This is a genomic window from Croceicoccus sp., assembly GCF_983967925.1.
This window is the reverse complement of the sequence record NZ_CFETID010000005.1, coordinates 38,810-60,652: the sequence shown is the minus strand read 5'-3', so window position 1 is coordinate 60,652 and position 21,843 is coordinate 38,810. Positions and strand designations below refer to the sequence as shown.

Sequence of the window (21,843 nt, the reverse complement as noted above, 5' to 3'; positions counted from 1 at the left end):
GGCGCATGAGCAGGGACCGGGACCCAACCTTCGATGAAATGCATGGAGCGGATGGCTCCATACGAAACGCCTATGCGGGCTATTCAAACTGGTTCGAAGAGCAGGACCCGCAGGCCCTGCGGAGAAAACACCGCGAGGCGGAGAATTTCTTCCGCCGCACGGGCATCACCTTTAACGTCTATGGACAGGATGAGGCGGAGGAACGGCTGATCCCGTTCGATCCGGTGCCGCGGATCATCACCGCGCAGGAATGGCGCCGCCTGTCCAAGGGGATCGAGCAGCGGGTGAGGGCGATCAATGCCTTCCTGCACGACCTCTATCACAGGCAGGAGATCGTGCGTTCGGGCCGCGTGCCCGAATGGCTGCTGCGCGACAATGCGGCGTTCCTGCCCAATATGTGCGGCTTTACCCCGCCCGGCGGGATCTACACCCATATCACCGGTATCGACCTCGTCCGCACGGGGCCCGACGATTTCCACGTGCTGGAGGACAATGCCCGCACGCCCAGCGGCGTCTCCTACATGCTGGAGAACCGCGAGACGATGATGGCGATGTTCCCCGAGCTGTTCACGCGGGTGAAGGTCGCGCCGGTATCGAACTATCCCCGGCGGCTGGCCCGCAGCCTGGCCGCCTGCGCCCCGCCCGCGTTCGACGGCAAGGGAAAGCCCGCCATCGCGGTATTGACGCCCGGCATCTACAATTCCGCCTATTACGAGCACAGCTTCCTTGCCGACCAGATGGGCGCCGAACTGGTCGAGGCGGGGGATCTTCGTGTCATCGACGGGCGTGTCCAGATGCGCACGACGCGCGGATACAAGCCGCTCGACGTGATCTATCGCCGGGTGGACGACGATTTCCTCGATCCGCTGACCTTTAATCCGGAAAGCATGCTGGGCGTGCCCGGCATCATGGATGTCTATCGATCGGGCGGGATCACCATCGCCAATGCGCCCGGCACCGGCATTTCGGACGACAAGGCGCTCTACAGCTTCATGCCCGAAATCGTCGAGTTCTACACCGGCGAAAAGCCGCTGCTGCCCAATGTCGAGACGTGGCGCTGCATGGAGCCCGACGCGCTCAAATACGTGCTCGACAATATCGAGGAGCTTGTCGTCAAGGAGGTCCACGGTTCGGGCGGCTATGGCATGCTGATCGGGCCGACCGCGTCGAAGCGCGAGATCGCCAAGTTCGTTCAGAAGCTGAAGGCAAACCCGCAGAACTATATCGCGCAGCCCACGCTGTCGCTGTCGACAGTGCCGATCCTGGCGAAAAAGGGCCTGAGCCCGCGCCACGTCGATCTGCGCCCGTTCGTTCTGATGAGCCCGAACGGCATCGACATAACCCCCGGCGGACTGACCCGCGTGGCGCTGAAACAGGGATCGCTGGTGGTGAATTCCAGCCAGGGCGGCGGCACCAAGGACAGCTGGGTGCTGGAGGAATAATGCTCGGTCGCAGTGCAAATGGCGTCTTCTGGATGTTCCGCTATCTTGAGCGGGCGGAGAATTGCGCGCGCCTCCTCGACACCGGTTTTCGCATGGCGCTGACCAGCGATTCCATCACGGCGGAGCAGGAGTGGAGCTCGGTCCTCGAAACCGCCGGGATGACGCAGTCCTATCTCGAAAAGAACGGGACGTTTACCGGCATGCAGGTGTGGAATTACATCCTGCGCGAAAAGGACAACCCGAACTCGATCCGTTCGCTGATCGGGCAGGTGCGCACCAATGCGCGCGCGGTTCGAAACGTCATCACCGCCGAATTGTGGCTGGCCGTGAACGAGAGCTATCTGCAGATTAACGAACTGCTGTCGCGCCCCGTCACGCAGGCCAATCTGGGTGACGCGATCGCGGCGGTAAAACGCGAGGCGACGCTGGTGCGCGGCGCGATGGATGGGTCGATGCTGCGCAACGACATCTATAATTTCGGGCGCATCGGCAGTTTCCTCGAACGCGCGGACAACACGGCGCGGATCCTCGACGTCAAATATTACGTGCTGCTGCCGTCGCTGTCCTATGTCGGATCCAGCCTCGACAATGTGCAGTGGGAGACGATCCTGCGCTCGCTGGGGGCGGAACGCGCCTATCGCTGGCTGAACGCGGGGAACATGGATGCGCGCGGGATCGCCGATTTCCTGATTCTGGACGGGCGCTTCCCGCGCTCTTTGGCGTTCTGCTATTCCAAGATCCGCACCAATCTCGGCAATCTGGCGCTGCAATATGGTGAGGAACTGCACGCGCATGAATTGATGCGCAAGGCGGACATGCGCTTGAACGACGCCGATATCGAAGCCATCTTCGAACAGGGACTGCACGAGTTCCTGTCCGATTTCATCGCCGACAATTTCGAGATCGGCCGCGCGGTCGAAACCGAATACAGATTTTCCGAATGAAGGAGACGATAGCCGTCCCATGCGCCTGACAGTCCACCACCGCACCCGCTACACGTTCGACGCCCCCGTCGTGCACGCCCTTCAACGGCTGCACATGACGCCCAAGTCGACCAGCGGGCAGAGCGTGCTGGACTGGAAGATGAGCTATCAGGGTGCACACGAACAATTGCAGTTCGACGACCACAACATGAACACGACCACGCTGATCGAGATCGAGCCGGGCGTGACCGAAGTGATCATCGATTGCGACGGTACGATCGAGACGGCGGATAATGCGGGCATCATCGGGCGCCATGCGGGCCATCTTCCGTGCTGGCACTTTTCGGGCCACACCCCGCTCACTCGCCCCGGGCCCCGGATGCGGGCGCTTGCCGAAAAGGTCGAGCGGGAGAACGACACGCTGGCCCGGCTGCACGCCTTGTCGAACAGCGTGATCGATGCCGTGTCCTATGTGAAGGACCGCACCGACAGCAACACGAAGGGCGAGGATGCGCTGAACAGCGGCGAAGGCGTGTGCCAGGATCACGCGCATATCTTCATCGGCTGCGCGCGCCTGCTGGGCATTCCGGCGCGCTATGTCTCGGGTTATCTGATGATGGACGACCGCGTCGATCAGGAGGCGGGCCATGCCTGGGCCGAGGCGCATATCGACGGGCTGGGCTGGGTCGGGTTCGACGTGTCGAACCAGATCTGCCCCGACGAACGCTATATCCGTGTCGCCACCGGGCAGGATTATGCCGAGGCGGCGCCCGTGAAGGGCATCTCGATCGGCGGCGGCAGCGCGGACCTCAACGTCGAACTCGCCGTTCGCAGGCAGGAGCAGACGCAGTCGCAGAACGGCCAGCGGCAGAGCCAGAGCAACGGTTCCGGCACCGGCAGCCAGTCGCAGAGCCAGCTGCAGCAGCGCCAGTCGCAGCAGGACCATTTCGGCAGCGAAAACGCGCCCGACCCACAGGATTAGTGGCCGCGTATCTGTAATTTGCGATGTTTCGCCTTATGATGCGAACCGGCCGCGCGATCGGGCGCGGGCGTCAGTGAAAGTCATCCAGTGAAGCCTTGGGGGGAAGCGTGACCTATTGCGTCGGCATGATGCTCGACCGGGGTATCGTCATGATGAGCGATACCAGGACCAATTCGGGCGTCGATAATATTTCCGTCTTCCGCAAGATGTTCCACTGGTCGGATCCCGATCGCATCATCGCGATCATGACGGCGGGCAATCTGGCGACCACCCAAGCGGTCGTCAGCCGGCTTGAGGAGCGCAACAAGGCGCCAGAAGACCGCGAACCGTCGATTCTGAAATGCACCACCATGTTTCAGGTCGCCAATCTGGTGGGTGAATTGCTGCGCGCCACGATCGAGGAGCGGCAGATGTCCACCGACGGGCAGTCGGGCGGTCCGCGCTTTACCGCCAGCATGATCGTTGCCGGCCAGATCGAGGGCATGGAGCCGCGCCTGTTCCTGATCTATCCGGAAGGCAATTTCATCGAGGCAAGCGCCGATACGCCCTTCTTCCAGATCGGAGAGACCAAATACGGGCGCCCGATCATCATTCGCGGCTATGACCGCACGATGAGTTTCGAGGATGGGATCAAGCTGCTGATGGTGTCGATGGATTCGACGCTGGCCGCGAATCTTTCGGTCGGCATGCCGCTGGACGTGCTGGTGCTGGAAAGGGACCGCTTCGAACCGCTGCACGAACGCCGGATCATGGCGAGCGATCCCTATTTCCAGGAAATCTCGTCGAGCTGGAGCGATGCGCTGCGCACCGCCTTTCATTCGCTGCCGGATTATAGTTTCGAGGATTCCGAGTCGGAAGGCTGACGAGGCGTTCACCAATAACGAAACATTGCCTCCGAACCGCGGAATTCAGCAAGGTGCGGCTTTCAATCGTGGCAATTCCATCCATTCCGGATCGACCCCTCACGCAAATCTGCGAAAGAAAAGACGAACGATTTCAATAGGTCCATTACGGGTTTATCCGTAATGGCGAGCGCGCTTCAGCACCTACATGGTCAGAAGCATGGAACAGCGCATCATCATTCACATCGTTGACGCGGACGCTCGCAATCGCGCCAGCTTTGCCCGCACCATCTTCGATCTCGGCCACCATGCAGAGGTGTACGAGAGCGTCACCGAACTAATCACCCAGATGCCCGGCAAGGGTATCGTGCTGGCTCATGACGATCCCGGCGGTGAGAGCGTGATCGACATCATGGACGCTATTTCGCAAAAGGGCACCTGGCTGCCGGTCATCGCGATGGACCGTCATCCCCCGATGGAGCGTGTCGTCAACGCGATGCGGGCAGGCGCCTTCGATTATCTGGACCAGCCGCTCGATCCACAGGCACTTCAATCGGTTCTGCGCCGCGTGGCCGGAGAGGCCGAGATGCAGGCCCGCCAGCGCCGCCGCACGATGGAAGCGCGCATGCGCATCTCCATGCTTTCCAATCGTGAGCGCGAGGTCTTGGACCGGCTGACGCAGGGCTGCTCGAACAAGGTCATCGCGCGCGATCTCGACATCTCGCCCCGCACGGTCGAAATCCACCGCGGCAATATGATGGAAAAGCTGGGCGCACGCCACGCGGCAGAAGCCGTACGCTTGCAGCTTGAGGCGAGCCTTGTCGACTGGCTGCACTGATTGCTCCTGGTGGGCGGCGGGGTTATCCATGCCCGATGAACCCGCCGCCCCGACTTCCGACCGAACCCGTCATTCGCACCGATCGGCTGTTGCTGCGCCCGCCACGGCAAGGCGATTTCGAAAGTTTTTTCGAGGCTGCGCGTTCGATGCCGCCTATCATGCGTGGATCGCCGCCGATCGACCGGGGGACGGCGTGGGCCAAGTTTACCCGCAATTGCGGCATCTGGGCGCTGCTCGGCTATGGCATCTTTGTCGTCACCGACCGGTCGGACGGCGCCTATCTGGGCGACACGGGTCTTGCGCGTTTCGGACGTTGCATCGATGCGATGAATCAGGCTCCAGAGGCGGCATGGGTGATGCTGGAAAAGGCGAGGGGACAGGGCATCGCGCATGAGGCGGCATCGGCCGCGCACGTCTGGTTCTTCGAATGCTTCGGCCCGCAGCGCACGATCTGCATGATCGATCCCGAAAATGTGCGCAGCCTCGCGCTGGCGGACAGGCTGGGTTACCGACCCTTTGGCAATGCCATCCACGAGGGCGGGCAGGTGACGCTGCTGGAGCGCAAGCCCTGACCGCAGCGCGTCGCCCTGACTTTCAGATCCAGGCGTTCAGATCCAGCGTGCCGTCTGCGCCGCCAGCAACAGGCCGATGGCAACGAACAGCACTGCAGCCACGATGCGGATCGCCTTCAGCGACACGCGCCTTGTCAGCGCGTCGCCTGCAAACACGGCGGGCACATTGGCGATCATCATGCCCAGCGTCGTGCCGGCGGTGACCGCAAGGGTCGCATCGAACCGCGCGCCCAGCGCAATCGTCGCGATCTGAGTCTTGTCGCCGATTTCGACCAGAAAAAACGCGATCAGCGTCGTCAGGAATGCACCGCCGCGGCCCTTGGGTTCTTCGTCTTCGTCGAGCTTGTCGGGGATCAGGGTCCACAGGCCCATCGCGACGAATCCTGCCGCGACGGCATAGCGGAACCACACTCCGTCCAGAACGCCCGCGATGGTGGCGCCCAGCAGCGCGGCGAGAAAATGGTTTGCTAGCGTCGCGAACAATATGCCCCACACCACGGGCCACGGCCGGCGAAACCGGGCGGCCAGCACGATGGCGAGCAGCATGGTCTTATCGCCGATTTCGGCAAGGGCGACCACGGTGGCGGAGGTGAGGAAGGCTTCCATAGGGCAATGTTCCATCAAGGCACGCCGGGCGTTTCCACGATAACCGATGACATGCGCACCCGCCCGGCAAGGCAGTGCCCATGTCATGCGGTCTCGCCAGAAGCGCCTTTGGAAGCAGCATGTGCTTCCCGGCTCTTGTCCCAACACCGCGACCTCTCGGCCGAGCATGTCGATGGTGGGCCCGCTTGCCCAATGAAGGACGGCGCGGGTGGCTACTCCCCGGATGACGCGGGCGGGTTAGGATAAACGGGCAGGGCGATCAAGCCGTCAGCGGCAGAACTTTCCGCCGCCAAGTTCGAGGTGAAGGTGATCCTCGTGCGCACGATTGTATTCGGGGCCGAGCACGGTGCCGAAGCGCTTGCAGGCGCTTTGATGGATGGTGCGCAGGAATTGCCGTTCCTCGCTGCTTCCGCTCCATCCGCCCTTGACGGTTATGCGACGCCCGTCGGCCAGCACGAAGCCCGAAATGTCGACCGCGCTGGCCGTCGAATGCGCGGAAAGCCGGCTGGAACCGGCGACATTGCGGCAATTATAGCTGCCGAATGTCTCCAGCTTCACCACCGGGCTGCCAAGGATTTGCTGCGCCGCACGGCTGACGCCAAAGCGCGTCCAGTTCGACAGATCCTGCGAAAGACTGCACGAGATGCGGGGAAGATTGGTCACCACCACCCGCGTGTTGTCGCTGGCAAGGTGATACAGCGTGACGGCATTGCTGGAACTGCACGATCCGGCGGTGAGGTCAGGCAGCGGCACGAAATCGGCACCCAGTTCGGCGAGGCCGGTCCGGCAGATCCGCTCGGCCTGCGTGGGCAAGTCCTGCTGGACGACGGGCCGCGACACGGGACGGGCGGGCACCTGCCGGGTCGCCTCGGGCGCGCAGCCGGCGACCGCGAATAGTGCGACCAGCGCGGCGGCAAGGCCGAGTCGGCGAGGCCAGTGCGTCACCGGCAACGATCGAAATGCGTGGCGATGCGTTTCCATGGCTGCAATCCTTAGTCCCTGGACGATCTTGCGGCCAAGGCGAACAGGGCGCTTTTCCAAGGGTTTTACGCCTCCCGCCTTCATCGTGGCTGAACAACGGTCCGCCCCGCCATCGCTGCATTCGCTTGACAGGACGGCGAGGATCTCTAGGGCGGCCGACGGGCCACGCGGTCCCAACGCCGCGCGAGCTCTCTGAAAGGAGAGTCTTAAATGACTGATACAAAACCGACGCTGCCGGAGCGTCCCTATTTCTCGTCCGGTCCCTGTGCCAAGCCGCCGGTTTGGTCCCCCGAAAAACTCGATCCCGCATCGCTTGGACGCTCGCACCGCTCCAAGATCGGCAAGGCGCGTCTGGCCTATTGCCTCGATCTCATGCGCGAATTGCTTGAGCTGCCCGAGACGCACCGGATCGGCATCGTGCCCGGCTCGGACACCGGCGCCTATGAAATGGCGATGTGGACCATGCTGGGCGCGCGCCCCGTCACCACGCTGGCGTGGGAAAGCTTTGGCGAAGGCTGGGTGACCGACGCGGTCAAGCAGCTGAAGCTGGACCCCATCGTGATGAAGGCCGACTACGGCGACATCCCCAATCTCACGCAGGTCGACTGGTCGAATGACGTGCTGTTCACCTGGAACGGCACCACCAGCGGCGTGCGCGTGCCGAACGGCGACTGGATCGCCGACGACCGCGAAGGCCTGTCCTTCGCCGATGCCACCAGCGCGGTGTTCGCGCAGACCATTGAGTGGGACAAGATCGATGTCGCCACCTTCTCGTGGCAGAAGGCGCTGGGCGGCGAGGGCGGCCACGGCGTGCTGATCCTTGGTCCCCGCGCGGTCGAACGGCTGGAAAGCTATACGCCTTCGTGGCCGCTTCCCAAGGTTTTCCGCCTGACCAAGGGCGGCAAGCTGATCGAGGGCATCTTCAAGGGCGAAACGATCAACACGCCGTCGATGCTGGCGGTGGAAGACGCGATCGTGTCGCTGGAATGGGCAAAGCAGATCGGCGGCGCCGACGCGATGAAGGCGCGGGCCGACGCCAATGCGGCGGCTCTCGACAAGATCGTCGAGGCGCGGGCATGGCTGGGCCATCTGGTCGAGAAGCCGGCGATCCGTTCGAACACCAGCGTCTGCCTTACGGTGAAGGGCGCCGATGCCGATTTCATCAAGCAGTTCGCAAAGCTGCTGGAAGATGAAGGCGCGGCCTATGATGTCGCCGGTTACCGCGATGCGCCTCCGGGCCTGCGGATCTGGTGCGGATCGACCGTCGACACCGCGGATATCGAGGCGCTCGGCCCCTGGCTCGACTGGGCCTACGGGCTGCTGACCGCCTGACGTTCCTTGCGGACGGCGCACAGGTTCTGCCCGCAACCCCCTGATTTCAAAACACAGGAAGGCTTTATCATGGCCAAGCCGAAAGTCCTTATTTCCGACAAGATGGACCCCAATGCCGCTCGCATTTTCGAAGCGCGCGGCTGCGATGTCGATGTCATTACCGGCGAAACCCCCGAACAGCTGATGGCCCGCATCGGCGATTATGACGGTCTCGCCATCCGCTCCTCGACCAAGGTCACTGCTGAAATCCTCGAGGCCGCGACCAATCTGAAGGTTATCGGCCGCGCCGGGATCGGCGTCGACAATGTCGATATTCCCGCCGCCTCGTCCAAGGGCGTGGTGGTGATGAACACCCCGTTCGGCAATTCGATCACCACTGCGGAGCACGCGATTGCCCTTATCATGGCACTCGCGCGCCAGATTCCGGCCGCGAATGCGCGCACGCAGTCTGGCGAATGGCCCAAGAACGACTTCATGGGCGTGGAAGTCACCGGCAAGACGCTGGGCCTGATCGGAGCGGGCAACATCGGCGCGATCGTCGCCAGCCGCGCCTTGGGCCTGCGGATGAAGGTCGTCGCCTATGATCCGTTCCTGACCGAGGAACGCGCGGTCGAGATGGGCGTGGAGAAGGTCGATCTGGAAGCCCTGATCGAACGCGCCGATTTCATCACGCTTCACACCCCCTTGACCGATGAGACGCGCAACATCCTCAATCGCGAGCGGCTCGGTCGCACCAAAAAGGGCGTGCGCATCGTGAACTGCGCGCGCGGCGGGCTGATCGACGAGGCGGCTCTCAAGGAACTGCTCGACAACGGGCATATCGCGGGCGCGGCGCTGGACGTGTTCGCCACCGAACCGGCCAAGGACAGCCCGCTGTTCGGCACGCCCGGCTTCATCTGCACCCCGCATCTGGGTGCTTCGACCACCGAGGCGCAGGTCAATGTCGCGCTGCAGGTGGCCGAGCAGATGGCCGACTATCTCGTCAACGGCGGCGTCACCAACGCGCTCAACATGCCGTCGCTGAGCGCCGAAGAAGCGCCCAAGCTCAAGCCCTATATGGCGCTGGCCGAAAAGCTCGGCTCGCTCGTCGGGCAGCTGGCGCACGGCAACCTCACCCGCATCGGTATCGAGGTCGAGGGCGCGGCGGCGCAGCTCAACATCAAGCCGATCACCGGCGCGGTGCTGGCAGGCCTGATGAAGCGCTATTCGCAGAGCGTGAACATGGTCAACGCCCCGTTCCTCGCCAAGGAGCGCGGCCTCGACGTGCGCGAGATCCGGCGTGAGCGCGAAGGCGACTACCAGACGCTGGTTCGCGTGAAGGTCGATACCGAGCAGGGCGAACGCACCGTCGCAGGCACGCTGTTCGGTAAGACGCAGCCGCGCCTCGTCGATATCTTCGGCATCGGGATCGAGGCGGATCTGACCGGCGACATGCTCTATGTCGTGAACGAGGATGCGCCCGGTTTCATTGGCAGCATCGGTTCGCTGCTGGGCAAGAACGGCATCAACATCGGCACCTTCCACCTTGGCCGCCGCGAAGCGGGCGGGGAAGCGGTGCTGCTGCTGTCGGTCGACCAGCCGATCTCGCAGGACGTGATGAAGCAGATCTGCGACACGCCCGGCGTGAAGGTCGTCAAGGCGCTGTCCTTCTAAGGACGCGGCGCGTGGGGCGGGGCGGGCGGCAATCGCCTTGCCTCTCCCCGCGCGCCGGCATACACGCGCCTCACCATGACCAAGCCGACCGCCATTCGCCCGCCGCGCAGCGGTGCGCCCGATCCCGACCTGCTGCCCGAGGGGCTGGCCGACCGCCTGCCGCCGCGCGCAGCCGAGGCGATGCGCGTGACCCGCGCGATGGTCGATGCGATGGCGGCGCATGGCTATGACCCGGTTCAGCCGCCGCTGGTCGAATTCGAACGCTCGCTCGCCGCGCGCATGGCGGGGGTCAGCCGTAACCGGCTGGTGCGCTTTACCGATCCGGTATCGCTGCGCACGCTGGCGGTCAGGGCCGATATCACCGTGCAGGTCGGGCGCATCGCCGCCACCGGCATGGGCGACGCGCCGCGTCCCCTGAGGCTCAGCTATGCCGGGCCGGTCCTGCGGCTGAAAGGCAACGGGCTAGAGCCAGAGCGCGAGCAATTGCAGATCGGTGCGGAGATCGTCGGCGCGGACAATGTCGCCGCCGCCGCCGAAGCCGTGCTGCTGGCGATCGAGGCACTGCGGGCCGCGGGCGCGACGGGCATATCGGTCGACTTCACCCTGCCCGACCTGGTCGACACGCTGGCCGAACGCGCGCATCCGATGGATGCCGAGACGGTCGACGCGGTGCGGCATGAGCTTGACGCCAAGGACGCGGGCGGGCTGACCGCAGCGGGGGGGGAGGCATTCCTTCCGCTACTCTATGCCACCGGCGCTTTCGACACCGCCATCGCCAAGCTTGAGGAGTTCGACCGCGCGATCATCGACGGCGGCGCGCTGGGCACGCGGATCGCCGCGCTGCGCGAGATCGCGGCACTGGTCGGCGATGCGGCGCGCCTCACGCTCGACCCGACCGAGCGGCACGGTTTCGAATATCAGAGCTGGTTCGGCTTTACCGTCTATGCCGATGGCCTGCGCGGCGCGCTGGGGCGGGGCGGCACCTATCGCGTGATGGGGCAGGCCAAGGCCGGACATTCCGCGCATGATGAGGTCGCGACCGGTTTCTCGCTCTATCCCGATCCGCTGATCGACGCGAACGCGCTGAACGGCGGAGACAGGATCGTCTTCCTGCCGCTGGGCCATGACCGCGCTGCGGCGCAGCAGCTACGCGCCGATGGCTGGCGTACGCGCGCGGCGCTGACGCCGCAGGATGACGGCAAGGCGCTGGGTTGCACCCATGTCCTGCGCGCGGAAGGTCCTGAGGCGCTCTGACCTAATAGGTCGGGGCGGCAAACAGCCCGGCGAGCCACTGGTCGACGATCGGGGTGGCCTGCGAATCGCTGCGGCCCAGCATGGCGTTGATCATGTTGTGCCCATCCATGCCGCGCCCCGGCACCTGCGCCACCGACACGCGGGTCCCGCTGTCTTGCAGCGCATTGGCGAAGCGGCGCGCCTGCCTCTCCGCCTCGGGCCGCTCAACATGCAGCAGCAGGAAATCGCGCGCATTGTCGCCGTTGGCATGATTGGCGGGCGACAGCGACAATTGCCGCGCCTGCGCCGAGCCGAACGCGATCTGATAGGCGAAACCCAGCAGCGGCCCCGCGTCCACGATCTGGCTGGGCACGTCATAGGCCGCGCCGTCCAGCAGCACCACGCCGCCGATGTCGCCGGGCGTCAGGCCATATCGTTTCAGGAACCGCGGATCGGTCGCGACCAGCGCCGCCAGATGCGCACCCGCGCTGTGGCCCATCAGCACGATCTGCCGCGTATCGATGTTCAGCTCGCGCGATTGCTCCAGCAAGGCGGCTAGCGCGGCGGCGACGTCGTCGGCCTGATGTTCGATGTCTACCTCGGGCAGCAGGCGGTAATTGACGCTGGCCAGCTGATAGCCCGACTGGGTGTAATGCCGGATCTTGGCCGAGCCGGTCGAATCCGACTTGTCGCCCCCGATCCAAGCCCCGCCATGCACGAACAGGATCAAGGGCCGCGGGCCTTGTGCGCTCGAGCGATAGAAATCCATGCGTTGCAGCGGATGCGATCCGAACGACAATTCCTGTGCCGTGGGCACGATCTGCTGGGCGGGCGGGGCCTGCTGCGCGGGGGGAGCGGAAGGCATTGACGCGTTGGAACGCGCGGCAGGCTGCGCGACCTGCGCCTGCGCAAGGAACGGCGCGGCGGCAAGGCTGGCGGCGCACACGATCGCCGAAATGGGAAACAGGATCTTCATGCGGCAGGCCATACCCCTTGAAAGCTTTCGCTGATCCGAACGGATGGGCATTTTGCACGGCCATGCTCTTGCCGTGCGCGGCGCCACACCCTAAGCGCCGCTACGGATTTCATTCCCGGGCTGGAAAGGCAAGACTTTGGCCAATGTGACGGTGATCGGTGCCCAGTGGGGCGACGAAGGCAAAGGCAAGATCGTGGACTGGCTGGCGAGCCGCGCCGATGCCGTGGTTCGCTTTCAGGGCGGGCATAACGCGGGCCATACGCTGGTCGTCGGGGATGTGACCTACAAGCTGTCGCTGCTGCCGTCGGGCATCGTGACAGGGACGCTGTCGATCATCGGCAATGGCGTGGTGCTGGATCCCTGGGCGCTGAAGGCGGAGGTGGAGAAGCTGACCGCGCAGGGCGTGACGATCAATCCCGAGAATTTCGCGATTGCCGACAATTGTCCGCTGATCCTGCCGCTGCACCGCGACCTCGACGGTCTGCGCGAGGCGGCGGCGGGTGCCGGCAAGATCGGCACGACGGGGCGCGGCATCGGCCCTGCCTATGAGGACAAGGTCGGCCGCCGCGCGATCCGCGTGTGCGATCTGGCCCATCTCGATTCGCTGGATCCGCAGATCGACCGGCTGTGCGCGCATCACAACGCGCTGCGCGCCGGTTTCGGCGAGGATCCTGTGGACCGCGAGGAATTGGTCGCGCAGCTGCGGGAGATCGCGCCCTATGTGCTGCAATTCGCGCAGCCGGTGTGGAAGCGGCTCAACAAGGTGCGCAAGGCGGGGGCGAAGATCCTGTTCGAGGGCGCGCAGGGCGTGCTGCTGGACGTCGATCACGGCACCTATCCCTTCGTCACCAGTTCGAACACCGTCAGCGGCACGGCGGCCAGCGGGTCGGGGCTGGGGCCGGGTAGCACCGGTTTCGTGCTGGGCATCGTCAAGGCCTATACCACCCGCGTCGGATCGGGGCCGTTCCCGACCGAGTTGGACGACGAGACCGGTCAGAAACTGGGTGAGCGCGGGCATGAGTTCGGCACGGTGACGGGGCGCAAGCGCCGCTGCGGATGGTTCGATGCGGTGCTGGTGCGGCAGGCCTGCGCGATTTCGGGCGTAACCGGCATCGCGCTGACCAAGCTGGACGTGCTGGACGGATTCGATTCGGTGAAGATCTGCACCGGCTATCGGCTGGACGGCAAGATCCTCGATTATCTGCCGTCGCATGCGCAGGAACAGGCACGGGTCGAGCCGATCTACGAGGAAGTCGAGGGGTGGTCCGGGACCACCGCGGGGGCGCGCAGCTGGGCCGACCTGCCGGCGCAGGCGATCAAATATATCCAGCGTGTTCAAGAGCTTATCGAGACTCCGGTGGCGCTGGTCTCGACCAGTCCCGAGCGTGAAGACACCATCCTTGTGCGGGACCCCTTCGTCGACTGATCTTAAGGAACATTCACGGAACATATTGACATGTTTCCGGAATGTTCCATAGTTGTTCCTGCATAGGGGAGCAACGAATCATGCAGATCGCACAGCCGTTCGTATTTGACGAAGACGATGGCACCGGAGAGATGGTCGATCGGCCGTCGGTTCCGGTGTCTGTCCTGTCGGATCGACCGCGCATCCGTGCCGATCTGGTGGATCATATGCTCGAAGCCGGCCTGCTCTTGCGGCAGGCGGATCCCCTCGACCGGCTGTTGTCGGATGAGGCCTTTGTGCTCGGCGATATCGTCGTCATCGACATACCTGTTCCCGGTGCCGAACTCCTGGCGGCACTTGCGCGGCTTGATGCCCGGGCCGCGCATAGCGGGACGCAGCTTGTTGTGGCGACGCGGGTCGACGCGATCGATGCCGTGTTCGGCGCGATGGATTGTGCCGATGTGCAGTTTCTGGTCGACCCGTCGCTGGCCGACTACGCTTTGGCGGTCGGCGCCGCGCTGGCACGCCTGCCGGGACGCTCTGTGCATGAGATTGCGCATGAAGACCGGATTGCGCTCGTGCGGCTGACCGAACAGGTGCATTCGCTGGCGCGCAAGCTGGGCGGGGTGACGATGGAGCCGGACAGCCGCGACCATGTGCAATCCCCAACGCTGGCCTATATGGCCGCGCCATCCCGCACCGTGCAGCAGGATGTGGATGATCGCGCCGAAGAGGGGCTGCCTCCGCCGGCTCTGCTGCGCGAAATCATTCGCCAGAGGCAGTTGCGGGCCAATTTCTTCGAAGGCGATCTGTTCGCCGATCCGGCCTGGGACATGCTTCTGGACCTGACGGCGGCGCGTGCGGAAGGTCACGATGTCTGCGTGTCCAGCCTGTGCATCGCGTCGGGCGTGCCTGCGACGACGGCTCTGCGCTGGATCGGACAGATGACGGATGCAGGGCTTTTCGAAAGACTGCCCGATCCCGCCGACCGGCGGCGCGCCATCATCCGGCTGAGCCGCCCGGCCGAAGACGCCATGTCGGCCTATTTCGCGCGGATCGCTCCGTCTTTCGCCGCCATCTAGAAATTATCCGCGCCGGATTGCGTCTTTGCCGATAGAGCGCCTTGCACAATTCTCACACCGGCGTTAGGGCGCGTTTCCCTTTGGGATCAGGCAAGCGGAGCGGTGGCCGAGTGGTCGAAGGCGCACGCCTGGAAAGTGTGTATACGGTAACCCCGTATCGAGGGTTCGAATCCCTCCCGCTCCGCCATGCAGTCCACCAATTCTTGGACCTCTGACGAATTCGGCAAACGGCGCAGTGCTGCGCGCTTTGCGCTGGCATCCCGTACCACGGAGGGCGGGAAGCGAGAGAACTCCGCGCCATAACTAAGCCTTTTCTCCGCCAGCATTGAATGAGGTAAGGGACCGCCAATTGCGGTTGCTTCCGTTCCATTTCTTCCCGTTCCTGCCGATAAAACAAAGAACGTGCTTCGCGGACATTACTTTTGGCAGGACGACTTTACCTGCCTTTAAGGTTTGGCGCGCGCAGGCCCGTGTCCGGAGCCCCCGAATGGAAAAGCCCGTTCGCACTTGCAAACGTGCCGTGCTGCATACTGATAATCCCGCTACTCTTTCCAACCCTTCATCCACCTCCAACGATACTGGCAACGCGCGGGCACTGGCGGTTGTTTTTGGACATCCCGCCACGCTGAAGCCGCCGCCGCGCAGGTTGCAAGTGAATGGTACCCGCCAGATGGCCGCGATCCGCGACTGCCGAGTTCGGTTTCCTCAACCCGATACTGGTCGACGGGTCGGGGCGGATCATCTGCGGTTACGCTTGGCTGGATGGTGGCGAAGGATCTCGATCTTGCAGCAGCGCCGGCCATCGGTGTCGACCATCTGACCGATCAACTGAAGCGGCTTTACGCGATTGCCGAGAACAAGTCGGGCGAGTTGGGCGAATGGGACGCCGAAGCGCTGCGGCTTGAGTTTGGCGAACTGGTCGATCTCGGGTTCAGGCTCGATCTCCATCTGGAACCGTTCGGCTTTACGATGAGCGAGCTCGACGATCTGCTTATCGAGCAGGCGGTCAACGAGGACGAGAGTGAAACCACTGCCTTCCTCCCGCCGTTGACGCGCGAGGGTGACTTATAGCTGCTGTGCAAACATCGCCTGCTATGCGGTGATGCGTTGGAGAATGTCAGTTACGAACGACTGCTTGATGGCGAGAAGGCGCAGATGGCCTTTATTGATGCCTCTTATAACCAGTCGATGAATGCGATCTCGGGCAAGGGCAGAACCCAGGACGGTGAGTTCGCAATAGCGTCGGGCGAGATGTCGCGAGAGGAATTTACCAAGTTCCTTACGACGGCGTTCGGGCGCACGGCGCGGTACAGCGTCAACGGTGCGATCCATTACCAGTGCATCGACTGGCAACACATGCGCGAGATGCTCGATGGTGGGGGTACTGCGTATGGCATTTTCAAGAACTTTGTCATTTGGAACGAGGGCAAGGGCGGAAAGGGAATTTTACCACTCACAGCATGAACCTATGTTCGTGTGGAAGGCACGCGACGGCAAGCCATCTAACATTTCAGGGTTAGGTGAGACTTGCCGTTACCGCGCCTAGGTGTGAGACTACCGCGGGAACAACAGCTTCCATTCGGGGCGTAACAACGAACTGCCAGACCACGCGACGCTCAAGCCGGTTACCTTGTCTGCGTCAGCGATAGACCCATTCGCGATGAATGGCTTGGCGTTCAATAATGTAAAATTGCCTTAACCTCAGGCAGCCAGCAACTCCGCCGCGCTGGGGCTCTTTTCCAGCAGCGCGATCAAAGCGCGCTCCTCGCGGCTCTGCCAGCGTGTCTTGCGCGGCAGTTTCAGCGCTGCCCGCCAGCGCAATTGCGTGTCCACCAGTCCAATCACCGCCGGATGAATATAGGCCTTGCGCGTCACGGCGGGCGTGTTGCCCAGCCTCTTCGCCACCACTTCCAGCAGGGCCCTGATCGGCACGCGCCCGTCCGCCTGCGCAAGCTCGGTAAAGGCCAGCACGCTGCCGTGGAAAGTGCGGAAATCCTTGGCGGTAAAATCCCCGCCCATCGTATCGCGCAGATAGGCGTTCACATCGCAGGACAGCACGGAATGCGCCTCGCCGTCGTCGCCGATGTAGCGGAACAGGTGCTGCCCCGGCAATTCGTGCATCTCGCGCACGGTCTTGGCAAGGCTGCGGTCGGTCAGCGTGACCTCTCGGTTCTGTCCCGACTTGCCCTTGAAGCGCAGCATCAGCCGTGCGCCCTTGATCTCGGCATGCCGCCGCCGCAGGGTCGTCGCGCCAAAGCTCTTGTTCGACTTGGCGTAATTCTCGTTCCCGATGCGCAGGCGGCCCAGATCGAGCAGGCGCACGACACTGGCGATGGCGCGCTCGCGGGTGAGCGCGCTGCCGGCCAGATCGTCCGCGACCCGCTTGCGCACAAGCGGCAGCGCCTTGCCGAAGGCGAGACAGCGATCGAATTTCTCGCCATCCTGATGGCTGCGGAAATCGGGGTGATAGCGATATTGCTTGCGCCCGCGCGCATCGATCCCCGTCGCCAATATGTGCCCGTTCGCCGCCGGACAATACCACGCATCGGTATAGGCTGGCGGCAGCGCCACCGAATTCAGCCGGTCGATCTCGGCCCGATCCTCGATCCGTTTGCCCGTGGGATCATGATAGGCCCAGCCGCGCCCCCGCTTCGTGCGGGTAATGCCCGGAAGGGAATCGTCGACATAGATGAGCGAGGGAGCAAGGCCCTCTTTTGCTGCGCTGGCCATGGTGAAGCGGAAAACGTGGGCAAGGCCGCGGCGGTTCCTCGCAGCAGGGCATTTTCGCGCCGTAAGCCCTTTTCAACGCGGCGAAACCGGCTATATGGCGGCCCTCGGCCCGAAACGGCCGTCAGATGTTGGGGCGTAGCCAAGCGGTAAGGCACCGGTTTTTGGTACCGGCATGCGCAGGTTCGAATCCTGCCGCCCCAGCCATTGATATTTAACGGTTTTCTCGGATTGTTCCAGAAGGCATTCCGCACCGTTCCGCACCCCGTTCCGCACTTTCAGGCCCGCGCTTCCAGCTTTCGGATAGCGGAATTCGACTGCGTGGCGGTCATGGACTGGTAGCGGTCGAGCATCTCGTTGACGGTCGACACGGTCCAGCCCAGCACGGCCGCGATCTCCGACGGAGTGCAGCCTGCATCGGCCAGCATCGTGCATGTCGTGCCGCGAATGTCGTGGAAGTGCAGACCGTCAAGCTCAGCTGCCAGCGTGGCCGCGCGCCATTTGTGCTGGAAGTTGACCTTGCCCCATGGCTTGCCGGTTTTGCTGGTCAAGATCGTCGCGGCCTTTCTCGGCGCCGCGTCCAGGACCGCTTTCAGAGCAGCGGGGGCCGGCATGTCGACCTTGCGCTTCCGCTTGCCCTGGCGAAATGTCAGGCGGCCATCCTTGTAGCTCGACCAGCCTAGCTTCAGCAGGTCGCCCTGACGCTGGCCGGTCCATAGCGCGAGATCCAGCGCAAGCAGTATCTCTGGCGGGGCAACGGCTCGGAAGGCGGCGATGTGATCGGGCAGCCAAAGCTTGTCCGACCGGTCGGCCTTGTAGACCTTCTTCGGCCGCGTGGCATGATTATTGGCGATCATGCCGCGATCGCGGCCCCATTCGAGTATGATGCGCAGCACGCCCAGCGTGGCGTCGGCTTGGCGAGGCGATGAGCGCGCCATCTCGTCGCGCCAGTCGAGGAAGCGCTTGCGGATCTTGGGATCGTCGATGACGTCGAGCGGATAGGTCGGCAGCAGCGGCAGGTTCGGTTTGAACTTCGCTCGCTCGATCTTCACGATGTGCTCGATATAGTCCTTCTGCGTGCGCGGAGCGAGCTTCGTGAACTGCGGGCTCTTCTGATAGCCGTCGATGATCGATTGCAGCGTTCCGCTGACACGCGCCTGGCGCGGTGCCTCGATCAGCTTGTTATAGGCGCGCATGAAGGCGGGTGTGCCGGGGTGGAAGGCGGCATCCTCGTCGCCGGGTTCCGGCCTGATCGCGCCGACGCCGCGGAGCGAATAATAGGTTCGCTTCGTGCCGTCGGACAGCGTCTTCGTGTTCGCGTAAACGCCCTTCAGCTTAAGCCGCATGGCTCCGTTCCCAGTTTTCCAGCGTCGAGCCGCCGGACACGGTATGCTCCAGCCCGCCGCGCCGATCCAGCGCCAAGTCGTGCGCCTTGACGTCATAGCGGTTCGTGCCGCGAACCGGGCCGGGCACGATGCCCTTGGCGTGCCAGCTGTCATAGGTGGCCGTGCTGATTCCGCCGAGATAGGCGCAGATGCCTTCCTTCGACTGGAGGCGCGCGGCGGGGATGAAGCTTGCGGTTGCGGTCATGGCAGATTAATTCCATCGCTAGCGCGGATGGCCTCGATGATCTTGTTCGCTTCCTTAGCGACATCGGTGGGGCTGAATTTCCAGCCTTGCTTATCCGCGCAACCTGACGCCGACGGTGAAGCGGGGCGCGACCGACATTCGCGATGACGACGATGTCAGCTATTCGATAGCGACAAGCGGAATCACTGCGACGGTCAACAATACCCCCGGCGATGCCGACAAGGGCAAGATCACGGCGACCGGAGGGACGAGCGGCCACATCGACCTGACGGTGAACGTGGCGGGCGTGGACTTCGGGCCGTTCCGCATCCTGTTTGCGGCCGAGACGGGGCTATTCGTCGAAAATGCGAATGGCACGGCAATGGGCACCCGCATCGGAAATCGCATATTCTGGCGCCAGTGGGGGCGGATCAGCGCCACCGCGAACAGCACCGGGACAATTACTTTCCCGGTCCCTTACACGAATGCTGCCTCGATCAGTGTCACGACCGGCGGCTCGGGTGGCGGCGGCTTCAACGACCAGGACAACTATCCGACCGTAACCGGAAGCCCGACCACGACCGGTCAGGGTTGGCGCAATCCCGACGATACGACCGCCGAACTCAGCTGGCACGCTGACGGATATTAAGGGCAGGACATGACGACACAGGTTCAGGATCTTCCGAATTTCGCTACCGACGATATTCCCAATGTGAAGCTGTACGGCGTCCTGTCAGGCACGCCGAACAGCCAAGGGCTTATCCCAGTCAGTTCTCTGGGCGATGTCGAGGGCGTTGGCGGTGGCGGCAGTTCGCAGGAGTGGGCCCTGAACTGGACGGGCGATGCGAGCATTTATCTGCCCGCCTATACTGCGATGCAGATTGCGCAGGGGAACGCAAAGATCGGTATGGGCACAATCACTTTCGCCAAGTCGAGCGCTGCTGATCCCGACGCCTTCACCAGCGCCACACTGCCGGTGACATTGGAAGCTGGAGCATGGCTGCGTGTTACAGCGGCCGGTGTGTCGGGCTTCTGCGCCACGCATCTGAGGCGTGCGTGATGCTGTTGCAGGTTATGCCTTTTCCAGCGCAGACGGTCGCACCGGAAGTCTATAGTCCGCGTAGTCTTGCTTTGGGCGCCACCATTGTCGCACCCGGCAGCTCGTCTGATTTCGATCAGACTATTCGTGAAATTGGCAATATTCTGCACGACCCGGCTGACACGGGCAAAGAATACAAGCTCGTCTATAGCGGTCACCAAGGCGCTTACAGCGGTGTCACTTATGTCGGCTATGTCTATTCGTCTGATGGGGTGAACTGGACCAAAGGCGGAAAGCTTACCCTTGGCGCAAATCGCGCCTCGGAAGACCCGTATCTCGTTAAGGTCGGGTCTACCTATTACCTCTACGTCGAGGACAAGTCGGACGTCCCTTTTCGCGATATTCGCTGCTACACATCAACGGACTTCGTTACATGGGCCGACCAAGGGGAAGTCCTCGGACCGACGACGGGATGGGAAGCTCAGGACGTTTCCTCGCCGACTGTGTTTCGCGAGGGTGCGACTTGGTACATGCTTTATGAGGGGCGGGCTAGCGGGCAGGAAGGCGCGATTGGCCTTGCGACTTCGAGCGATGGTCTAACGTGGACACGCAGCGCCAGTAATCCGGTAGTAAGGGGCCAGAACGCAAGCTTCGGATTTGCTGGCGCAATCTCGTGGTCGAACGGCATCGTGCCCGATGACATCATCAAGACCGGCTCGACCTATGTTTTGCATTTCCACGGTCGCGGCTTCAACTCGGGCGTTTGGGATTTTCGCGCTGGCGTGGCGACGAGTTCAGACCTCATCGACTGGACAGATGCAATCGGTGCGCCCCTGGCGTCAATAAGCCGAGATTGCACGACGATGCTTCACCCCCAGGCTGGAACCTTTATTTATGTCTTCCCTGGCGAGGGCATCCGCATGGCATTGCCGGGTGCAGGTGATCCGGATTGGTCATCCGTCGTGGTCTATGTACCCGGCTATGCTTTCGGGGATGAGGATCGATTCAACGATATTGGCTTCAATTGGAACGAGGTAACATCATTCGGCAATACGAAGGGGGTAGTTGGGGGCAGCGCTACCGCATCCTCCTCCATATTGCTCGATGGAAGCGGTGACTATCTGACCGTCTCTCCTGCGCCCGAGGCAAACCTAGGATCGTCGGATTTCACAATCGAGGCATGGGTAAAGCGCGCCGCGACTGGCCAGATGATGATCGTCACAAAGGCGGGCAGTTCGCTCTCAGCCGAAGCCTGGTATCTCGATCATACCGGCACCGATTTGAGGTTTGTCTATCGCATCAATTCCACGACCGTCGCCGTCCTTTCATCGTCTACGGCCATGACGGTCGGAACCTGGTATCATGTCGCGGTCGAACGTTCGGGCAATACCTTTCGCCTCTATAAGAACGGCATCGTTCTCAATACAGTAACCGACAGCAGGCCAATACAATCGGTATCGACCGCGGTTGGAATCGGAGCGCGGATCCACCCGACGCCGCTATATTTCAACGGCAGAATAGAGGGAGTCCGCATTTCCAAGGTCGCACGCTATGGCGGCGCATTTACGCCGCCGACAGCGCCATTCCCGGTCGGTCCAGTGGGAGCATGACGCAGGACAATATTACCCTACCGCCAGGGGT

The 21,843-nt window shown here is 63.0% G+C and carries 22 protein-coding genes and 2 tRNA genes; 18 read left to right on the top strand and 6 right to left on the bottom strand.

Going from position 1 to position 21,843, the window contains the following annotated elements; translation table 11 throughout:
• The first annotated feature begins 5 nt into the window (after positions 1 to 5).
• The 6 genes from AC4FIJ_RS04645 (at position 6) to AC4FIJ_RS04620 (ending at position 5,599) form a co-directional block, all read left to right on the top strand.
• Entirely contained in the window at positions 6 to 1,442 is a 1,437-nt protein-coding gene (locus AC4FIJ_RS04645) for a circularly permuted type 2 ATP-grasp protein (RefSeq protein WP_490335553.1), read from the top strand.
• Positions 1,442 to 2,386: an alpha-E domain-containing protein gene (locus AC4FIJ_RS04640; RefSeq protein WP_490335552.1), complete on the top strand. Its 945-nt coding sequence runs from the start codon at positions 1,442 to 1,444 to the stop codon at positions 2,384 to 2,386. The genes AC4FIJ_RS04645 and AC4FIJ_RS04640 overlap by 1 nt, the downstream gene beginning before the upstream one ends.
• A 19-nt stretch (positions 2,387 to 2,405) precedes the next feature.
• Positions 2,406 to 3,347, top strand: coding sequence for a transglutaminase family protein (locus AC4FIJ_RS04635; RefSeq protein WP_490335551.1), 942 nt, complete (start codon positions 2,406 to 2,408; stop codon positions 3,345 to 3,347).
• Positions 3,348 to 3,454: 107 nt separating this feature from the next.
• The gene (locus AC4FIJ_RS04630) at positions 3,455 to 4,210 is read left to right on the top strand and encodes a proteasome-type protease (protein ID WP_490335550.1); all 756 of its coding nucleotides are present in this window, start codon (positions 3,455 to 3,457) and stop codon (positions 4,208 to 4,210) included.
• A 199-nt stretch (positions 4,211 to 4,409) separates the two neighbouring features.
• Positions 4,410 to 5,027: a response regulator transcription factor gene (locus AC4FIJ_RS04625; protein WP_490335549.1), complete on the top strand. Its 618-nt coding sequence runs from the start codon at positions 4,410 to 4,412 to the stop codon at positions 5,025 to 5,027.
• Positions 5,028 to 5,062: 35 nt separating this feature from the next.
• Positions 5,063 to 5,599: a GNAT family N-acetyltransferase gene (locus AC4FIJ_RS04620; RefSeq protein WP_490335548.1), complete on the top strand. Its 537-nt coding sequence runs from the start codon at positions 5,063 to 5,065 to the stop codon at positions 5,597 to 5,599.
• 36 nt (positions 5,600 to 5,635) lie between these two features.
• Here AC4FIJ_RS04620 and AC4FIJ_RS04615 read toward each other — a convergent pair whose 3' ends face one another.
• Together AC4FIJ_RS04615 and AC4FIJ_RS04610 are read right to left on the bottom strand one after the other, a co-directional pair.
• On the bottom strand, positions 5,636 to 6,205 hold the full coding sequence (locus AC4FIJ_RS04615) for a TMEM165/GDT1 family protein (RefSeq protein WP_490335547.1): 570 nt from the start codon (positions 6,203 to 6,205) through the stop codon (positions 5,636 to 5,638).
• 267 nt (positions 6,206 to 6,472) lie between these two features.
• Positions 6,473 to 7,186: an extensin-like domain-containing protein gene (locus tag AC4FIJ_RS04610; protein WP_490335546.1), complete on the bottom strand. Its 714-nt coding sequence runs from the start codon at positions 7,184 to 7,186 to the stop codon at positions 6,473 to 6,475.
• A gap of 210 nt (positions 7,187 to 7,396) precedes the next feature.
• Here AC4FIJ_RS04610 and AC4FIJ_RS04605 point away from each other — a divergent pair, with 210 nt between their 5' ends.
• From AC4FIJ_RS04605 to AC4FIJ_RS04595, 3 genes are all read left to right on the top strand, one after another.
• On the top strand, positions 7,397 to 8,518 hold the full coding sequence (locus AC4FIJ_RS04605; RefSeq protein WP_490335545.1) for a phosphoserine transaminase: 1,122 nt from the start codon (positions 7,397 to 7,399) through the stop codon (positions 8,516 to 8,518).
• A gap of 69 nt (positions 8,519 to 8,587) precedes the next feature.
• Entirely contained in the window at positions 8,588 to 10,171 is a 1,584-nt protein-coding gene (gene serA / locus AC4FIJ_RS04600; protein ID WP_490335544.1) for a phosphoglycerate dehydrogenase, read from the top strand.
• A 75-nt stretch (positions 10,172 to 10,246) separates the two neighbouring features.
• On the top strand, positions 10,247 to 11,425 hold the full coding sequence (locus AC4FIJ_RS04595; RefSeq protein WP_490335543.1) for an ATP phosphoribosyltransferase regulatory subunit: 1,179 nt from the start codon (positions 10,247 to 10,249) through the stop codon (positions 11,423 to 11,425).
• 1 nt (position 11,426) lies between these two features.
• Here AC4FIJ_RS04595 and AC4FIJ_RS04590 read toward each other — a convergent pair whose 3' ends face one another.
• Positions 11,427 to 12,380 (bottom strand): alpha/beta hydrolase, encoded by a 954-nt coding sequence (locus AC4FIJ_RS04590; protein WP_490335542.1) that lies wholly within the window; start codon positions 12,378 to 12,380, stop codon positions 11,427 to 11,429.
• Between the two features lie 136 nt (positions 12,381 to 12,516).
• Here AC4FIJ_RS04590 and AC4FIJ_RS04585 point away from each other — a divergent pair, with 136 nt between their 5' ends.
• The 5 genes from AC4FIJ_RS04585 (at position 12,517) to AC4FIJ_RS04565 (ending at position 16,331) form a co-directional block, all read left to right on the top strand.
• Positions 12,517 to 13,806, top strand: coding sequence for an adenylosuccinate synthase (locus tag AC4FIJ_RS04585; protein ID WP_490335541.1), 1,290 nt, complete (start codon positions 12,517 to 12,519; stop codon positions 13,804 to 13,806).
• Positions 13,807 to 13,886: 80 nt separating this feature from the next.
• Entirely contained in the window at positions 13,887 to 14,867 is a 981-nt protein-coding gene (locus tag AC4FIJ_RS04580; protein ID WP_490335540.1) for a MarR family transcriptional regulator, read from the top strand.
• Between the two features lie 96 nt (positions 14,868 to 14,963).
• A tRNA-Ser gene (locus AC4FIJ_RS04575) sits at positions 14,964 to 15,054 on the top strand.
• A gap of 575 nt (positions 15,055 to 15,629) precedes the next feature.
• Positions 15,630 to 15,938: a ParB N-terminal domain-containing protein gene (locus AC4FIJ_RS04570; protein WP_490335539.1), complete on the top strand. Its 309-nt coding sequence runs from the start codon at positions 15,630 to 15,632 to the stop codon at positions 15,936 to 15,938.
• A gap of 36 nt (positions 15,939 to 15,974) precedes the next feature.
• Positions 15,975 to 16,331 carry a hypothetical protein gene (locus AC4FIJ_RS04565; protein WP_490335538.1) on the top strand — a complete coding sequence of 119 codons (357 nt, stop codon included), beginning with the start codon at positions 15,975 to 15,977 and terminating at the stop codon, positions 16,329 to 16,331.
• Positions 16,332 to 16,568: 237 nt separating this feature from the next.
• Here the strand turns inward: AC4FIJ_RS04565 and AC4FIJ_RS04560 are convergent, their stop codons facing one another.
• Positions 16,569 to 17,597 (bottom strand): DNA topoisomerase IB, encoded by a 1,029-nt coding sequence (locus AC4FIJ_RS04560; RefSeq protein ID WP_490335537.1) that lies wholly within the window; start codon positions 17,595 to 17,597, stop codon positions 16,569 to 16,571.
• A gap of 129 nt (positions 17,598 to 17,726) precedes the next feature.
• Between AC4FIJ_RS04560 and AC4FIJ_RS04555 the strand changes: the two genes are divergently transcribed.
• Positions 17,727 to 17,801, top strand: a tRNA-Gln gene (locus AC4FIJ_RS04555).
• Positions 17,802 to 17,872: 71 nt separating this feature from the next.
• Here the strand turns inward: AC4FIJ_RS04555 and AC4FIJ_RS04550 are convergent.
• Positions 17,873 to 18,940: a site-specific integrase gene (locus AC4FIJ_RS04550; RefSeq protein WP_490335536.1), complete on the bottom strand. Its 1,068-nt coding sequence runs from the start codon at positions 18,938 to 18,940 to the stop codon at positions 17,873 to 17,875.
• Positions 18,930 to 19,184, bottom strand: coding sequence for a hypothetical protein (locus AC4FIJ_RS04545; protein WP_490335535.1), 255 nt, complete (start codon positions 19,182 to 19,184; stop codon positions 18,930 to 18,932). Before AC4FIJ_RS04545 ends, AC4FIJ_RS04550 begins: the two co-directional genes overlap by 11 nt.
• A 115-nt stretch (positions 19,185 to 19,299) precedes the next feature.
• Between AC4FIJ_RS04545 and AC4FIJ_RS04540 the strand changes: the two genes are divergently transcribed.
• The 3 genes from AC4FIJ_RS04540 to AC4FIJ_RS04530 are packed head-to-tail and all read left to right on the top strand — an operon-like array spanning position 19,300 to position 21,812.
• Positions 19,300 to 19,812: a gp53-like domain-containing protein gene (locus AC4FIJ_RS04540; RefSeq protein WP_490335534.1), complete on the top strand. Its 513-nt coding sequence runs from the start codon at positions 19,300 to 19,302 to the stop codon at positions 19,810 to 19,812.
• Positions 19,813 to 19,821: 9 nt separating this feature from the next.
• On the top strand, positions 19,822 to 20,223 hold the full coding sequence (locus AC4FIJ_RS04535) for a hypothetical protein (RefSeq protein ID WP_490335533.1): 402 nt from the start codon (positions 19,822 to 19,824) through the stop codon (positions 20,221 to 20,223).
• Entirely contained in the window at positions 20,223 to 21,812 is a 1,590-nt protein-coding gene (locus tag AC4FIJ_RS04530) for a LamG-like jellyroll fold domain-containing protein (protein ID WP_490335532.1), read from the top strand. The genes AC4FIJ_RS04535 and AC4FIJ_RS04530 overlap by 1 nt, the downstream gene beginning before the upstream one ends.
• Positions 21,813 to 21,843 lie beyond the last annotated feature (31 nt).

What these genes read in the sequence shown, in the direction of transcription:
- AC4FIJ_RS04615 (WP_490335547.1), bottom strand. Translation starts at nt 6,205, where the DNA reads ATGGAAGCCTTCCTCACCTCCGCCACCGTGGTCGCCCTTGCCGAAATC.
- AC4FIJ_RS04645 (WP_490335553.1), top strand. Translation starts at nt 6, where the DNA reads ATGAGCAGGGACCGGGACCCAACCTTCGATGAAATGCATGGAGCGGAT.
- AC4FIJ_RS04580 (WP_490335540.1), top strand. Translation starts at nt 13,887, where the DNA reads ATGCAGATCGCACAGCCGTTCGTATTTGACGAAGACGATGGCACCGGA.
- AC4FIJ_RS04625 (WP_490335549.1), top strand. Translation starts at nt 4,410, where the DNA reads ATGGAACAGCGCATCATCATTCACATCGTTGACGCGGACGCTCGCAAT.
- AC4FIJ_RS04570 (WP_490335539.1), top strand. Translation starts at nt 15,630, where the DNA reads ATGGTGGCGAAGGATCTCGATCTTGCAGCAGCGCCGGCCATCGGTGTC.
- AC4FIJ_RS04560 (WP_490335537.1), bottom strand. Translation starts at nt 17,597, where the DNA reads ATGGCCAGCGCAGCAAAAGAGGGCCTTGCTCCCTCGCTCATCTATGTC.
- AC4FIJ_RS04595 (WP_490335543.1), top strand. Translation starts at nt 10,247, where the DNA reads ATGACCAAGCCGACCGCCATTCGCCCGCCGCGCAGCGGTGCGCCCGAT.
- AC4FIJ_RS04590 (WP_490335542.1), bottom strand. Translation starts at nt 12,380, where the DNA reads ATGAAGATCCTGTTTCCCATTTCGGCGATCGTGTGCGCCGCCAGCCTT.
- AC4FIJ_RS04530 (WP_490335532.1), top strand. Translation starts at nt 20,223, where the DNA reads ATGCTGTTGCAGGTTATGCCTTTTCCAGCGCAGACGGTCGCACCGGAA.
- serA (WP_490335544.1), top strand. Translation starts at nt 8,588, where the DNA reads ATGGCCAAGCCGAAAGTCCTTATTTCCGACAAGATGGACCCCAATGCC.
- AC4FIJ_RS04635 (WP_490335551.1), top strand. Translation starts at nt 2,406, where the DNA reads ATGCGCCTGACAGTCCACCACCGCACCCGCTACACGTTCGACGCCCCC.
- AC4FIJ_RS04605 (WP_490335545.1), top strand. Translation starts at nt 7,397, where the DNA reads ATGACTGATACAAAACCGACGCTGCCGGAGCGTCCCTATTTCTCGTCC.
- AC4FIJ_RS04535 (WP_490335533.1), top strand. Translation starts at nt 19,822, where the DNA reads ATGACGACACAGGTTCAGGATCTTCCGAATTTCGCTACCGACGATATT.
- AC4FIJ_RS04610 (WP_490335546.1), bottom strand. Translation starts at nt 7,186, where the DNA reads ATGGAAACGCATCGCCACGCATTTCGATCGTTGCCGGTGACGCACTGG.
- AC4FIJ_RS04620 (WP_490335548.1), top strand. Translation starts at nt 5,063, where the DNA reads ATGAACCCGCCGCCCCGACTTCCGACCGAACCCGTCATTCGCACCGAT.
- AC4FIJ_RS04545 (WP_490335535.1), bottom strand. Translation starts at nt 19,184, where the DNA reads ATGACCGCAACCGCAAGCTTCATCCCCGCCGCGCGCCTCCAGTCGAAG.
- AC4FIJ_RS04550 (WP_490335536.1), bottom strand. Translation starts at nt 18,940, where the DNA reads ATGCGGCTTAAGCTGAAGGGCGTTTACGCGAACACGAAGACGCTGTCC.
- AC4FIJ_RS04640 (WP_490335552.1), top strand. Translation starts at nt 1,442, where the DNA reads ATGCTCGGTCGCAGTGCAAATGGCGTCTTCTGGATGTTCCGCTATCTT.